This window comes from Lacipirellula limnantheis (assembly GCF_007746075.1).
Lineage (GTDB): Bacteria > Planctomycetota > Planctomycetia > Pirellulales > Lacipirellulaceae > Lacipirellula > Lacipirellula limnantheis.
Window position 1 is genome coordinate 1,129,376 of sequence record NZ_CP036339.1, and the last position, 14,610, is coordinate 1,143,985.

Sequence of the window (14,610 nt, forward strand, 5' to 3'; positions counted from 1 at the left end):
AGGGATGAGAGGGTGAGAAGCTAAAGTGGCGAGTGAATAGGCCATGCGTTTCAACCTGAAACTCGCTCTACTCTGGACGGCCTACGTAGCGGCAGTGCTTGGCATCGCGGGGTATGGAAAGTTCGATCCCAGGATCGACTCGCATTGGTGGAGCGCGGTCCCGTTGCTCTGTTTGGTCACGGTGCTCATCATCCATCAGCACGGACGAGTGAAGTGACCTCGCTAAAGCGCCAGTCAAGTGCCTGGGACCAGCGCTCTGCGGAGGGTGAAGAGGGGGCGGGGCATCGGAAATGGATAGCTGATCTTACAGGCCGTAGCCCATAGACATGTCCGTAATCCCGTTGCAACTAGCTTCGGGAAATACTCTGCGAATGCCGTCCTCCCGGCTTCTTCCTGTGGAACAGCGAAGTTGGCAGACGCTCGCTCGGCATCCAGACATTCTGGTTTCAGAAAGTCTGCCGGAACCACATCGTCTGGGATGCGATCGAGTCTGGATTTGGATGTTCGAGACGTACATAGTGGACTTCCAGAAGAGAGAGCTGCCATATACGAAACTAGCGACATCGGAGTTTTTAATGGGAAACGCCTTGGGGGCAATGACGTTCCAACTGCTTGCCCATCACTTTCGTGAGCGTCTTTACCAACTCGTGAACTTCGCGGCATGACACTACAGCGATTTATCGAGCAGTTTTTGGGCTACGGATCGCTTTCTGCGCCGCTGTGGTTAGTAGGCATGGAAGAAGCTGGCGGGACGTCGCCCCGAGACTTGGAGTGCCGCGTCGCCGCGTGGAACGAGTGCGGCGGCGAACCTGTGGTGGATTTGATGGATTTTCATCATCGCATCGGGTGCGACCAATACTTTGGCGTTCGCCCAAAGCGACAAGTGACATGGGCTCGGCTCGCACAGATCGTGTTGGCCTGGGAAGGTTTGTGTCGTGGTCGGGACGCCGTACTGGCGTTTCAATCTCAGCACTTGGGACGCAAGGGCGGGACTACTCTTCTAGCTGAGTTGATGCCGCTACCCAAAGCGACTGTAACTAGCTGGCCTTATGCGCCGCTTGCTACCCGACTGCCCTACCTGAGAAGCGTCGGACGCTATCGCGACGCGGTTCTTCCGAAGCGAGTTGAATTGCTGTCAGAAGCCATTAGAAGCCACTCGCCCAAAGCCGTCGTGTTCTACGGCATGAGCTATCGCCAACATTGGATCGACATTGCCCAAGTCCCATTCGCCAGTACGGGTACAGGATCCTTTTTTGGCTGCGGCCATCACACCACCTACCTTGTAACGAGTCACCCAAATGCTCGCGGTTTGGAAGCTAATTACTTTGTCGAGCAGGGTCGAATACTTGGCGAACTGACAGAGAAGCGGGGGGCGTCGCCCGATTCACCCACTGACCAGGACCGAACCTGAAGTATCCACCCGATTGCTCAAACTACGAACAAAAGGCGGTGTCGCCAATAGGATGCTCCACACTGGAAGTTGTGGTCGAGTGGCAATTAGAATTGACGCAATGCTAGTTCCCGGTGCTGCATGGCAACCACTTTGCGTTGTTGTACTTGTGACTTCACCCCGGTCAACTACGAGCCGAAACCATGCATGCAGAGCCTTCGATCCAGGATGACATGATCCATGCCGCATGAGTTCCTCGATTCCCATGACGTTTGCCGGACCAAAATCCGTCAAGTGTTCGACTTCCTCAAAGCGCTAAACGAGCACCGCAATCCAGTCGTCCGCCAGATCTCAGATCAACGTTGGACGATGTGGCTTGACGATCTACCGTCGCATCCTGACCTCGAATTCAATCGAGCGCTCAACATTGGAGCGGAAGAAGGGGAATTACCCGCCAATGACTGGTTGATGAGGGTCCGTCGTCCACGCATAGCGCACGCGCCATCACCGCAGCGCGAGCTTCGGGACTGGCTTTCAGCAGGCTGGGAAAATCCATTCGCGCCTCCTGTGTTTTTGGAGACGCGCGACGTCGCGCAGGATGACGGCCCTCCAAAGTCAGTTTTGTTCGGTGATGACCCTGAGCGAGTCGCCTCCCGCGAGGAGTGGCTAGCGACTTGGAACGAATGGAGCACGACGGAGCGCCCGACTCGACTGACGTTACAGATTTTTGAGAAGCTCTATGCCCTACACGCAGAACTGCAGCGTGAAGCCGAGCGGTTAGATCTGGTTGTGGCCGACGGGGTGCTGAGCTGGGAGCAAACTGAAGGGGCTATCTATCACCCGCTAGTCTTGCAGCGAGTTCAACTTCACTTTGACGCCGTCAAACCAGAATTCACAGTCGTCGATTCTGATTATTCATCCGAACTCTACACCCAGGTCTTCCAATCGAATGCGGCCTTAAATCCCCAGGAGTTACGAACTAGCCGGCAACAATTTGAAGCAGCTAATCACCACCCGCTCAGCAAGGAGGCCTCTGGTTTCCTGAGAAGCTTCGTGCACTTACTGTCACCTCGTGGGGACTTCCTTGACGACAAGCGTCCACCTAAAGGCACGGACGACCCCGCAATCGGCCGCGCTCCGCTGCTGTACGTTCGCGATCGGACTCGCGGCTTCGGTGCTGCGATAGAGCGGGTCCTTGAAGGTCTCAATGATCGAAAGGACTTTCCTGAGGCGATTCGCAACATCGTCGGTTGCAGCCGTGTTCAACAGGGTCAAACAGTACCCCAAACCGCGGAACGGGACGTATCAGAATCCGAGATCTTGTTTGGCAAGGAGGCCAATCCAGAGCAACGGCGAATCGCCCAGGCCGTCGATCGACATGGCGCTGTCCTTGTTCAGGGGCCGCCCGGCACTGGAAAGAGCCATACCATTGCCAACCTTATTGGTCACTTACTTGCCAATAAGCAAAGCGTCTTGGTTACAAGCCACACGACGAAGGCCTTGAAGGTTCTGCGCGGCCACCTTGTTGACGATTTGCAGCCGCTGTGCGTCAGCGTACTTGATAATGATGCCGACAGTCGCAACCAACTCGAGCAGGCCATCAATAAAATAAGTGAGCGTCTCAGTGGGACGGATCCCAGATCGCTTCGAAGAGAGGCAGTTATACGGAAAGGCGAACGGCAGCGAATCTTAGACCTGCTTTCTAAGACGAGCGCCGGCCTGCGGGAGGCACGATTTGGCGAATACCGAGAACTCGTTATCGCGGGCGATTCATATGCCCCTGTGGAAGCGGCGAAGCTTGTATCCGCGGGAAAGGACCGTCAGGACTGGATTCCTGGTCCCGTAGCTGCCGGCGAGCCCTGCCCGCTCACCGCAGAAGAGCTGATCGCCCTCTACGAATCGAACTCCAAAGTTAGTGAGCAGGACGATGCGTATGTAGACACTCCGTTGCCCGACATTGCGAAGGTACCGAGCGCTGAGAAATTCGGAGCTGCGGTAAGCAAGATCACAATCGCAGCAGCGGAGGAAACTTTTGATCGGGAATTGTGGCCGGGCATAAACGTCGCGGACGAACGCGTACCGGATTGGATTAAGGACGTGAGAGAAGTCGCCAGTGGTTTTGAGAAGGCTATACGCGACTTCAAGGAGTACAAGTCGTGGCAGCTTGAGGCAGTCAACGCGGGACGTTCCCAGCACGGAAGCGAGTGTCCTTGGGAACACCTCCTGGCGAAGATCGACGAGGCAGCGCAAATTGCGAACACAAACAAGCTTGAATTCCTAAAATACCAGCCGGTTACAGATCATGTCCTAGAGCTTGAGGAACAGCGGATCCTGGCAGGTGCGATCCACTCGCACTTAGAAAAAGGCGGTCAGTTATCACGTTTATCCCTGATTGTTCGACCCAAGTGGCGTAAGGCGATCGCCGGATGGACTGTTCTTGGGCGTGCCCCAGCTAAAGCTGAGGAAGTCAACGCGATTTCACGATTGCTTGAACTTAAAAGAGCGAGGGAAGAACTTTCTATTCTTTGGGAAGGGCTCGTGGCAAAGCGTGGCGGTCCCGCATTTGCAGAATTGGGCGATGAACCAGAAAACTCCGCGCCGCAATTTTCAACATCGATACGTTCAGCCCGCTATTGGTGGCAAACGAAATGGCAGCCACTCGAAGAGTCGTTGCGGACGCTCGGCTTCGACTTCTTAAAATGGCATGAAGGTTCAGACGCGCCCTCAGAGTTCACGGCGAACGCGGAGTTGCACAGTATTGTACGCGGCGTAGAAGATCGCCTCTTGGCCCAGTTGCGAGCGGCAGCAAGCCGCTTTGAAGGCTTAGTGCTTCAGGCAAAGCTCGCTCGCATTGAACAAGGCTTGTCCTTCTACAAGCGTCCGGAGGTTTCTACTCTGCGGCAGGCGATCCAGAACCGGCAGCCGGCCGATTATGCAAAGGCCTATTACGCACTTTCAGGTGCGATCGAGCGGCGGATTGCAGCTACTAACCGCAAGGAATTACTGGCGCGACTGGATAGCAAGTGTTCTGGTGGTGCAGCGTGGGCTCCGATGTGGGCCTCAGCAATTCGAAGACGTGAGGGCGTTCACGGTGCCGCCGCGCCGCCGGGAGATGTTCTTGCGGCTTGGCAATGGAGGCAACTGAATGACGAACTTGATCGACGCGCTCAGGTGGACATCCAGCAGCTCGGGCAAGACATCGAGCGCCTCCAGCAGGAGTTACGCGAGGTCACCAATGAGTTAATCGATCGTCAGGCCTGGGCGTGGCAGCTGGAGCGAGTATCGCTACCGCAGCGTCAAGCACTTGTGGGCTGGCTTGGGATCATCAAGAAGATCGGTAAAGGCTACGGAAAGCAAGTCGCATCGCTAAGGCAGGCAGCGCAACAGCAAATGCAGGACTGCAGGGAAGCGGTGCCGGTTTGGGTGATGCCGCTAGCCCGGGTTGCAGAGAATTTCGATCTTAGCCGGCCTAGATTCGATGTGGTAATTATCGACGAGGCTAGCCAATGTGATCCCATGGCCCTGCTTGCCATCATGGCTGCCGACAAAGTCATCGTTGTTGGCGACGACAAGCAGGTGAGTCCGCTAGCCGTAGGACAAAACGTTAATATCGTTCAAGGATTGATCAAGCAGCATTTGGACGGGATTCCCAATGCGATCTTGTATACGGGGGAACTGTCCATCTATGACATCGCGCTGCAATCGTTCGAGGCCCCGATATGCTTGTTGGAGCATTTCCGTTGTGTTCCGGACATTATCGACTTTAGCAACTTCTTGAGCTACGCAGGGAGAATCAAACCGCTGCGAGAGCCCGCAAGTTCTTGGCACGCACCTCATGTGGTCCCGCACCGTGTCAATTCATCCACTGAGGCGGCACATAAGGTCAATCGAGACGAAGCGCTCGAAATCGCGTCATTAGTCACATCTGCGATCGAGCACGAAAAATATGCGGACCATACATTTGGGGTAATTTCCCTGGTAGGCGACGATCAAGCCCGCGAGATCGACCTTATTTTGCGACGCTGGCTACCGCCCGACGAATATGAGAAACGTCGCATCGTCTGTGGAAGTTCGGCACACTTTCAGGGTGACGAGCGGGATGTGATGTTCTTATCGATGGTGGATACTCCTCGCGACCGCCCCCTAACGATGAGACAAGACAGTAAGTTCGAACAGCGATTTAATGTCGCCGCAAGTCGTGCTCGCAATCAGCTGTGGGTTGTTCACTCATTAGATCCTGGGGTCGACCTGCAACCGGGGGATCTTCGACGTCGCCTTATCGAGCATGCCCAGGATCCCAAGGCGGTAACCCGGAGCCTGGAGCGTCTAGCGCCGCGCACTCAGTCCCCTTTTGAGAAGGAGGTGCTTGAACGGCTGCTGCAAGCCGGCTATCGCGTCACTCCCCAATGGCCAGTGGGACGATATCGCATCGACATGGTTGTAGAAGGGGACGGGAACCGACTTGCCATTGAGTGCGACGGAGATCGATATCACACCCTGGAGAATCTGGCGGAGGATATGGAGAGACAGGCAATTCTAGAGAGACTGAAATGGCGATTTTTGCGAATTCGGGGTTCAGCGTTTTACCGCGATAAAGAAGCTGCCATGAAAGACGTTTTTCTGAAGCTCGAAAAGATGGGGATACTGCCGACCGGAGTCAACATCGAGCCGATTCCAAATCTGCGGGATGCTGTGATGATCGAATTGATACGTCGAGCTGCAGAGCTAAAAGCCGAATGGCAGGCACAGGACGGTGACGAGCGTGTGATGCATCCTTAACATCGCGGGCTATTGAACACAATAGTACTCGTGGGCTCGAACCTTACCGGCATGACGTCGGTCCACAAGGTGAACGATGAGGGAATGCGATGTAAAACGCAGACTGGGGAGTCTTTAGCGGTAGGGGAGAGTCCTCCGGCCCGATTAATTCAGATCAAAACCTCGATGCAAGCGCGATTTCGACTCGGAAGCGATGGCATGTGTTTCTGAGAGCAGGCGCGGCGCTTGGTGTGCCCCTCAAATCGACATTTCGAAGCAAGGCGGTCGTATTCTCTTTCAAGTAAGGTTATGTTCTCCGCCGTTTACGAACGTTACTATTCGATATGACATTCGTGCCATCAAGAACTGGCCCCGCCGTGTCCAAGCGACGTTATAAAACACCCCTGGCCATCTATTTTACTTTGGTGCTCGCTACGGCACTAGTGGCATGGCTGCCTGGATGCTCCGACACTCCGGTAGGCATGCGTGGCAGTCTGTTAGATTCGAAGCTTGGCGGACACGTAATAGCACTACGCTTTTCACCTGACGGCGGTCACCTCTTTTCCTCCGAGTCGTTTCGTTGGAAGTCAAAAGCAATCGGCGGTTCACATTTGGATGGGGTACTGAGTAGATGGGATCTTGCAAATGGAAAAATTACCAACACGGTCCCCTTCCGATATCCATCCGCGTTGGCAGTCGACGGGGAGTTATTAGCGGTTGGCACCGCGAATTGGAGCGCTCCCCGTCCGGGCGAACTACCGCGAGCAATCCCAGCGTATCGGAACGTTGGTAGCGTACATTTGTTAGACGCTAAGACCCTTGGTGCAAAAGGTCACATTCCTCTTGAACAGGGTGTAGTGGGACTTGCCTTCATTCCAAAGTCTCACTACCTCGCGGCGTATTGCATTAATTCCGAAAATACCGTTTCAGTCTTCCTGATTGACGTAGAGAGCCAGTCGAAAGTGGCCAGCAGAACGCTTACAGGCCAACCGATTGCAATTGAGCACCGAGGCGCGGTTCAACCATTGGTCTACTCGAAAATCAATGGAGGGTCACTCATAGTGCTCAATCCAACGAAGCCATTGATCCCCGGCGAGGATGCAAGGGCAAGTAACGATGAAGAAAGTAAACGAGCGATTCGCTCCGCCATTGGCGGGGAATTGCTCGTGTTATCTGTCCCCTCCTTATCTCTGGTTCGGAGCATCGCAATTGGCGATGATGATTGCACATTTGTCGACGCAACCGACGATGGAACATTCACAGTAGTGGCGAGTGAGTCTTGCCGACTGGGGACCATTGGGACGTCGGACGATTTGCGCGCGCAATTGAAAGAGTACGGCACATACGTTGCTGCCGCATTCATTCTCAACGACAGCGATCGAACTTTGGTGTTCAATCATAGGGCAGTTCGGGATGACGCTGCGTCAGTGGCCGGATCAATTGTTGATTTAAGCTCCAGCAAGGATCAGACAATTGCCCGACTTAGGCCGCAAGAGAATCACGTTCTGTTCTCAGCTGCAATCTCCGACGATCGTCGAAAAGCGGCTTGCTCGGGCAATGATGGCGTGATCCAAATATGGTCACTCAGCGGCGACGAATCCAATGTGGTCAAGTAAGCGGTGTGCCGAGCGAGTACGGACAAATAAGAAACAAGTGCGGAGTCAGTGTGGGCGGTTTTTGACGAGTGACGCTCACTGACAAGAACGGCCGGTCACGTGCGCCGCGAATAAAACAGACATAGAAATCGTCCTGCCGCACTAATCGGAAATGTAAAAACGTGGTGGACAATAACTGAGGCCAAAATCAGCCTCGCTCGCGATTAGGATTTCTATCAGTCGTGCGGCAATGAATTCTGTTGAGTACGGAATTTCTACCTGCGAGAGGCAGGTCGTGACACAACAGTCTGCTACATTGGCCTACTGATCTTCCACTTGTACGTCTTGCGCTTCAACGAGAAGGATCGCTAATGGCAATCCCCATCCGAGCATTGATTCTGTCCTTGTGGCTACTGAGCGCATCGGCAAGTCGCGCGGCGACCACTCAGGTGGTCATTCCATTGACCCGCGTCGGTAACGCTGGCAATCCCGACGTCAAAGGGACGCTCTACCCGTTCGGCGGAGTCGCGTACGAGTTCGAGATCGCGAAGACCGAGGTCAGTGCTTGGCAGTACCTGCAATTCCTCAATCAAGTCGATCCCCTAGGGGCGAACGAGCTACATCTCTACGAATCGCCACTGATGCTTTATTCGAACGGCATCACGCTGGATAACTCCCGTGCGTTGGGCGCCACATATCAGTTCTGGGCCAGCGACTTCGCAAATTATCCCCTGGTTACCCCATCATGGTACAGCGCGGCGAGGTTCGCCAACTGGATGCATAACGGCCAGGGGGCAGGCGACACCGAGACCGGTTCCTACACGCTGATTGGGCGAACGCCAATCCCGCTCGACGGCGATTCGATCCGGCGAAATCCTGAAGCGACCTGGGTCATCCCCAGCATCGACGAATGGTTCAAAGCGGCGTTCCATAAGAACGACGGTCCGACGGGCAACTACTGGACTTATCCCACGTCGCGAGACACTTACCCCTACAGCGCCAAGCCGCCAGGGAACTTCGCGCCTGATCGGGCCAATACGGGCAACGTCTACGCGGACGACGGATTAAAAAATGGGTACAACGACGGTTACGCCAAAACCGGCAGTACCGACTACTTCCCAGGCCAAATCTATCTGACCGACGTCGGGGCCTATCGGTTCTCGGTGAGCCCCTACGGCACGCTGGATCAATTTGGCAATATCGACGAGTGGACGGAAACGCCGGCGCACGTTGAAGGAACTCGTTACCTAGGACCTGATAGTCGGTATCAAAACAACTATCTTTCTGCGTGGGCTGGCGGCCCAGGCTTTCGCTTGGCGAAGGTGCCCGAGCCCACCTCCAGTCTCCTTGCGATGTGGCTTCTTCAAGGTCTAGCGTCCAGAAGCTCCAGACGCCCTGTGAAGCTGCCAAGCAAGTCGCGGCCCTGGGTAAGGTAGCCCCGTCGCACGGCAAGCTGAGCTTCCCCCAGCGGAGGGGGGCCAGCGGGAGTCGATCACAACCGGGAGTATGTACCCCAGTGAGCTGTCCGCCCGATGGTGTTTGTAGTCCAGACGCCCAACAGTCGATGCACCAGCGGGCGCTCGTCGCTGGTGCGATCAGCGATGTCGCCGCTCCAGACGTGATCCTCGTAGGTGGGCTCAGTCGCACGCACGATCCGTCGGCAAGCGCCATTCGCTGCCATTTCGGCTGCTTGTGGGGGACTTTCGGCCCCTCCTGACTCCAGAAACGTTCGACGCGCTTGTGGTTGACCGTCCATCCCTCGCGCCGCAATAGGGCCGTGACGCGGCGATATCCGTAACGTCCGTAGTCGCTCACTAGCTGGACGATCCGCTTCAGGAATTGTGGCTCGTCACTGCAGCGACAATCGTCCGATGCCCGCCGCGTGACCTCAGCGTCAGCGAACTAGCGCTCAATGCTGAGGGCAATGAGTGTCTCACGCTAAATCCATCTGCATTACGGGTCATAAAGAATTGACGGGCTGCTTAACCGTTCGGCGCGCGCCGAAAAGGTTCCGTCTGGCACCCTAGTGGAGATGATCTCTTGAACGATTCACCCTTGTCCCCTGACGAAGCGCGCGCCTATCGCGAAGCGGGCCACGCCGTCATGGCCCGCGAACTGGGTTTGCCGTGCCATCGACCTGACGGCATGCCCCACTACCAGTTCGCCACGTTCCGCGACAACTGCCGCCAAGCAGCGCAAGACCGCGAATTGCCGCTCGTGCCGGTGCGCAACTTCGTCCGCTTCCAACTGGCCGGTCCCGCCGCGGAGCTCTTGCGATTGGAACGCCACCACGGCCTCGACCGCCGCTCGGCGGGACGCAACCGCTTTCGCAGTCACTGGCTCCGGCGCCGCCAGGCCCGTCCTGACCCAGCGCTCGACTGGGCCTTCTCCATCGTGCTGGGCTGGTTCACCAATGGCCGGCAGCGAAACGTCGCCCACCGGTTCGAGGAGTTTTGGAATAGCGCGCTGGAAGCCTACCAGTACCCGACCCTCTGGCGCGCCGTGGAACAGACAGCCACGGATCTTTTGCGCCAGAGTCCTCCTCGCTGAGACGTACTACGTCTCAACTCTGGTAGGCGACGGGATGAAAGCCGGCGGCCGTGGCTCGTGGGACTGCCCCTGAGCCTGGACCATTGACTTGAGCCATGCGCTCGCCATCCCGTGCGGCTACGCACTTTGTCCGATGCCTACCAACTGACCGCGCAACCACCCGGAGTTGTTGGCTCCGCCAACGAACATCATTTGATCGAAGCGACTCTATTCGCCCTGGCGGCAACGCTCGTGCTGGCCGTCACCGCTCTCGCCCGCGAAGTCCGCCTCCGCCGGGCGCTGGAGCGATTGGTGCAACTGCTTCTCACCCGCTTGAGGCTACGCCCCCTTGACCGTGAAACGTCCGCCGAGTCAGGTCGCGTGCCTGATCACCCTGACCTGCCTGATCGGCTGCCAAGATTCTGCGCTGGAAATCGCCCGCGAAGCGGCGAACCGCCAAGCCCAGCAGAACGACCAGATCGCCCAAACAACCCGTGAAGCGGCGTCCGCCGCCAAACGCCTCATCGAAGAAGAGGCCGAGTCCCGACAGGCGCTGCTCGCCGCCCAGCAAGGACTGCAACAAGGACAGTCCAAGCTCGCCGACGCCTGGAACGACGTCGAGGCCGAGCGTCAGCGCATCGCCGCCACGCGTCGCGGCGACTCGCTGCTGGTGGCCTCGCTCAAGACGCTAGGGGCCATCATCGCCGCGCTGTTGGCGCTAGCCCTCTCCTGGCTGGTCCTCGAGCGCCTGCACGATGCCGGCGACGAGGAACTCCTCACCGCCGAACTGCTGCTGGCCGCGCACAGCGACGAGGAAGCCTTGATGTTCCCCAGCGCCCCCTCGCCGGCAGAACCGCCGCTGCGGCTCCCCGAGCCGCAGGACTAACTCGCCGTCACCGTTACCGACCTCCGGCCGCGCCCCCGCGCGGCCGTTTCCATTTCCACACGTCCCTTTCGAAGGAGTTACTCAAATGATCGCCACGAACGACAACGAGCTGCGCCGCCGCTGGCGTCGCCAAGTCAGCTCGCGAAGCATTTACTGCCCAGGCCGCGCCCCGCGTGAAGGCGTCGCCCTGGGGTTTCTGATCGACGGCTGGCGTCGCGACGAACTGGTGGAGCTGCGCCGGCTGACGACGATCGTCCTGTTCGACGAGCGGGCCGCCAACGGCCGCACCAGCATCCGCGTCCTCGGCTATCGCCCAGAGCTAGTGGGACAGGAGATTCTTTGGACCGGTCCCCAGGCGCTGCGTTTGCGCAAGGACCTCGCCCTGCCGCCGCGCCCCTTGGCGACCGGACGGCGCCTCGACAGCCGCCGCCGCGATCTGTTGGAACTAGCGCTGCGGCTCGACCACCGGCTGAGCCAAGCGCAGCGCCGCCTGGAACGGCTGCGCCACACCGAGCCGCGGTTCCCAAGGGTCTGGGCCGGCTTCCGTCCCAGCGTCGCCGACCAACTGATCAGCGACGCGGAGCAGTCGCCCGGCAACCAACTCGATCTCGCTTCCCTGCTGGCCAAGTTACGGCGGGAGCAGGACGGACTGTCGCTCTTGCCGGCCGACTGGATCGGCGACGACCTGCCGCGCGCCACGGCGCTCTTCGCCGAGCAAAGCGGATTACCGGCGCGGCAGGCCATTAACGCGGCGTGCGACGGGCGCGTCCCGGTCAGTGCCTGACCTTGACCACCTTCCCCCATTCATTCGGAGTTTCGATGCGTATTCTCGTGATTAACAACGACGGCGGCGGCTTCGCCGACTACATCGAGGTCGAGCCCGGCCTGTCGGTCGCCGACCTCTTCCGCCGGCAAGTCGCCTACGGCCAGCCGAGCGACTACCTCATTCGCGTCAATCGACAACCGACCCCGCCTGACCAGCTGCTCCAAGAAGGAGACCGGGTCAGCTTTACGCCTACGAAGATCGAAGGGGCCTGACGCCCTCCAGGCGTCGCGCCGCACGACCGTGCGGCGCGACGCTGTTTCTTTCACCTTCTACTAGGAGTCCTTGTACTATGCCCCCTCCCTCCCGCGCGCACCTAATCCGCGCCGCGGGCCGCATCGCGGCCCAGCGGCAACCGCCGCCAGCGGCCGTCGATGACCTGCCGCTAGCCAGCTGGCAGCGCGTCCAGCGGTGCTACGACCTCATCGTCGCTGCCCAGCAGCGCGAATGGCGCTACGCTGCCCGCCAGAGCCGCGATCGTCTTCGCCGCTCGCTCGCCGACCTGCGCCGCCAACTCGACGAGCTCGACGGGCAGCTCGCAGGAAGCGGCCCCGGCTACTCCCCATCGCTCCGCGACCTCTACGAGGACCTGGCGGCGCTCGCCGCCGAGTTCCCCGATTTCTCCCTTGATATGGCCCAAGCGACGATCAGCGTCGTCACCGAGCCGATCGTCCTGGAGGGAGTCGATCTGGGCCGGTTCGAAATCGAACTCTCCTGGCGGGAGCTCGGCTCACGCTCCGCGGCCTATCTCGTCCGAGCGCTCGAGGAGCGCTCGGCTGCCAGCGACTCGTCGCTGGTCCATCCCCATGTCCGCGACGAGCAGCTCTGCGAAGGGGAGGCGCACGCGGCGATCCGCCGGGCGCTCTCGAGCGGGCGGATTCTTGATTTCTTTGTGATCGTCGCCCAGACGCTTGCCACCTACAACGCACAGAGCGCGTATCTGACGCTCGACCGATGGGAAGGAATCTCTTGCGCCGATTGCGGCGCGACCACCGACGACGACGGCCGCAGCTCGTGCGAACGGTGCAACGCCGATCTGTGCGACGACTGCTCGTACGGCTGCAGCGACTGCGGCCGCACGGCCTGCAGCGCCTGCGGCGCGTCGTGCGCCGAGTGCCGTCAGCACTGCTGCCACAGCTGCTTAAGCCCCTGTTCCATCTGTCAGCAACGCTTTTGTGAAGGAGATCTTGATGAAGGAGAGTGTGCTGCGTGTCGCGCGGAAGCCGCGGCCGAAGATTCGCATCAGCCCCTATGCCTGGGCCAAACTTCTCTACCTGCGTGACGCCGGAGCCACCGAGATCGGCGGCTTTGGGATTTCGGCGCCTGGGGAACCGCTGTTGGTCGTTGACGTTGAGCTGGTAACGCAAACGGCCGACTGGGCGAGCGTCGTCTTCGACGACGCGGCGGTCGCCGACTACTACGACCGGCAGGTCGAACAGGGGCGAACTCCCAGCGAGTTCGGGCGGATCTGGGTCCATACCCATCCCGGCAGTTCGCCGCAGCCCAGCGCCACCGACGAGGAGACGTTCGCCAGGGCGTTTGGAGGCTGCCAGTGGGCGGTGATGTTGATCGTAGCGCGCGGCGGGGCCAGCTATGCGCGGCTCGCCTTTGGCGTCGGGCCCGGCGGCAGCTGGGAGATCCCGGTGGAGATTGACTACGACATGCCGTTTGCCGCGGCTGATCGGGCCGCTTGGCAGGCGGAGTACGACGCCTGCGTCCAGGCGCGCTCGCCGCTCCTGGATGATCAGGAGCTTGAGGAGTTTGACTCAGCGCGGCTCTGGCCGCGCGAGAACGCTTGGTGCGAGGATGGCTACGATGCAGTTTTTGAGCAGTCGGTTTGACCGGCAAGCGGCGCTCGTTCCGCCGGAGCGGCTGGCTGAAGCTTCAGTGACCGTCGTGGGCGTCGGGGCGATTGGTCGGCAGCTAGCGCTGCAACTGGCGGCGCTGGGGGTCCGCCGGTTGCAACTGGTGGACTTCGATCGGGTCGAGCCGACCAACGTGACGACGCAGGGGTACCTGGCGGCGGACGTAGGAAGGCTCAAGGTCGAGGCGACGGCGGCGGCGGTGGCGCAGCTTGACTCGACGATTGTCGTTGACGTTGTGCCCGATCGGTTTCAGCCGCGACTGGAAACTCAGGCAGCGGTCTGCTGCTGCGTCGATTCGATCTCCGCGCGCGCGGCGATCTGGAGAGCGGTGCGGGAGCGCTGCGACTTCTGGGTCGACGGGCGGATGCGCGGGGAGGTGATTCGGGTCCTCGCCGCGGCGGACGAGGCGGGGCGCGCGGCGTATGCGCGGAGCTTGTTTCCGCAATCCGAAGCGCAGGCGGGGGCGTGCGCGGCGCGGGGCGTCATCTATGGGGCGGCGATTGCTGCGGGGCTGATGGTGCATCAGCTGGTGCGGTGGTTGCGAAATGACGCGTTGACGCACGACCTCCTGTTCAACTTGGCGGCAAGCGAGCTCGCGGAGATCGAACTCAAATGACGATTCGCTCGCACCCAGAACTCGCATTGCTCAATCAAACAAATGCTTCCAGGTGATCAACCGATACCACGCCCTAGCGGCGCATTATGCGTTACGTCCAGCCCACCCATACTAAGAGCTCACATTTGGATAAGCCACAAAAACAGAA

The 14,610-nt window shown here is 59.1% G+C and carries 12 protein-coding genes and 1 pseudogene; 12 read left to right on the top strand and 1 reads right to left on the bottom strand.

Features of this window, described 5'->3' with window-relative positions; genetic code table 11:
• Nucleotides 1-43: 43 nt before the first annotated feature.
• The 5 genes from I41_RS27015 (at nucleotide 44) to I41_RS04350 (ending at nucleotide 9,179) form a co-directional block, all read left to right on the top strand.
• Nucleotides 44-217, top strand: coding sequence for a hypothetical protein (locus tag I41_RS27015; protein WP_168206680.1), 174 nt, complete (start codon nucleotides 44-46; stop codon nucleotides 215-217).
• A gap of 503 nt (nucleotides 218-720) precedes the next feature.
• Nucleotides 721-1,008: a helix-turn-helix domain-containing protein gene (locus tag I41_RS28455; protein WP_168206681.1), complete on the top strand. Its 288-nt coding sequence runs from the start codon at nucleotides 721-723 to the stop codon at nucleotides 1,006-1,008.
• Between the two features lie 622 nt (nucleotides 1,009-1,630).
• Entirely contained in the window at nucleotides 1,631-6,169 is a 4,539-nt protein-coding gene (locus I41_RS04340) for an AAA domain-containing protein (protein WP_145431250.1), read from the top strand.
• A 356-nt stretch (nucleotides 6,170-6,525) separates the two neighbouring features.
• Nucleotides 6,526-7,764, top strand: coding sequence for a WD40 repeat domain-containing protein (locus I41_RS04345; protein WP_145431252.1), 1,239 nt, complete (start codon nucleotides 6,526-6,528; stop codon nucleotides 7,762-7,764).
• Nucleotides 7,765-8,114: 350 nt separating this feature from the next.
• Nucleotides 8,115-9,179: an SUMF1/EgtB/PvdO family nonheme iron enzyme gene (locus I41_RS04350; RefSeq protein WP_145431255.1), complete on the top strand. Its 1,065-nt coding sequence runs from the start codon at nucleotides 8,115-8,117 to the stop codon at nucleotides 9,177-9,179.
• A gap of 143 nt (nucleotides 9,180-9,322) precedes the next feature.
• On the opposite strand, the pseudogene I41_RS27925 reads toward I41_RS04350, so the two are convergent.
• Nucleotides 9,323-9,564, bottom strand: a pseudogene (locus I41_RS27925) (IS3 family transposase); the annotation flags it as partial.
• Nucleotides 9,565-9,783: 219 nt separating this feature from the next.
• Here I41_RS27925 and I41_RS04360 point away from each other — a divergent pair.
• From I41_RS04360 to I41_RS04390, 7 genes are all read left to right on the top strand, one after another.
• Nucleotides 9,784-10,293: a hypothetical protein gene (locus I41_RS04360; protein WP_145431257.1), complete on the top strand. Its 510-nt coding sequence runs from the start codon at nucleotides 9,784-9,786 to the stop codon at nucleotides 10,291-10,293.
• Nucleotides 10,294-10,627: 334 nt separating this feature from the next.
• On the top strand, nucleotides 10,628-11,158 hold the full coding sequence (locus tag I41_RS04365) for a hypothetical protein (RefSeq protein ID WP_210421107.1): 531 nt from the start codon (nucleotides 10,628-10,630) through the stop codon (nucleotides 11,156-11,158).
• Between the two features lie 85 nt (nucleotides 11,159-11,243).
• Entirely contained in the window at nucleotides 11,244-11,942 is a 699-nt protein-coding gene (locus I41_RS04370; protein WP_145431261.1) for a hypothetical protein, read from the top strand.
• A gap of 35 nt (nucleotides 11,943-11,977) precedes the next feature.
• On the top strand, nucleotides 11,978-12,196 hold the full coding sequence (locus I41_RS04375; RefSeq protein WP_145431263.1) for a molybdopterin converting factor: 219 nt from the start codon (nucleotides 11,978-11,980) through the stop codon (nucleotides 12,194-12,196).
• Nucleotides 12,197-12,273: 77 nt separating this feature from the next.
• Nucleotides 12,274-13,263 carry a hypothetical protein gene (locus I41_RS04380; protein ID WP_145431265.1) on the top strand — a complete coding sequence of 330 codons (990 nt, stop codon included), beginning with the start codon at nucleotides 12,274-12,276 and terminating at the stop codon, nucleotides 13,261-13,263.
• On the top strand, nucleotides 13,172-13,822 hold the full coding sequence (locus tag I41_RS04385) for a Mov34/MPN/PAD-1 family protein (RefSeq protein WP_145431267.1): 651 nt from the start codon (nucleotides 13,172-13,174) through the stop codon (nucleotides 13,820-13,822). Before I41_RS04380 ends, I41_RS04385 begins: the two co-directional genes overlap by 92 nt.
• On the top strand, nucleotides 13,797-14,462 hold the full coding sequence (locus I41_RS04390; protein WP_145431269.1) for a HesA/MoeB/ThiF family protein: 666 nt from the start codon (nucleotides 13,797-13,799) through the stop codon (nucleotides 14,460-14,462). The genes I41_RS04385 and I41_RS04390 overlap by 26 nt, the downstream gene beginning before the upstream one ends.
• Nucleotides 14,463-14,610: the final 148 nt, after the last annotated feature.

What these genes read in the sequence shown, in the direction of transcription:
- I41_RS27015 (WP_168206680.1), top strand. Translation starts at nt 44, where the DNA reads ATGCGTTTCAACCTGAAACTCGCTCTACTCTGGACGGCCTACGTAGCG.
- I41_RS04340 (WP_145431250.1), top strand. Translation starts at nt 1,631, where the DNA reads ATGCCGCATGAGTTCCTCGATTCCCATGACGTTTGCCGGACCAAAATC.
- I41_RS04350 (WP_145431255.1), top strand. Translation starts at nt 8,115, where the DNA reads ATGGCAATCCCCATCCGAGCATTGATTCTGTCCTTGTGGCTACTGAGC.
- I41_RS04370 (WP_145431261.1), top strand. Translation starts at nt 11,244, where the DNA reads ATGATCGCCACGAACGACAACGAGCTGCGCCGCCGCTGGCGTCGCCAA.
- I41_RS04375 (WP_145431263.1), top strand. Translation starts at nt 11,978, where the DNA reads ATGCGTATTCTCGTGATTAACAACGACGGCGGCGGCTTCGCCGACTAC.
- I41_RS04380 (WP_145431265.1), top strand. Translation starts at nt 12,274, where the DNA reads ATGCCCCCTCCCTCCCGCGCGCACCTAATCCGCGCCGCGGGCCGCATC.
- I41_RS04385 (WP_145431267.1), top strand. Translation starts at nt 13,172, where the DNA reads ATGAAGGAGAGTGTGCTGCGTGTCGCGCGGAAGCCGCGGCCGAAGATT.
- I41_RS04390 (WP_145431269.1), top strand. Translation starts at nt 13,797, where the DNA reads ATGCAGTTTTTGAGCAGTCGGTTTGACCGGCAAGCGGCGCTCGTTCCG.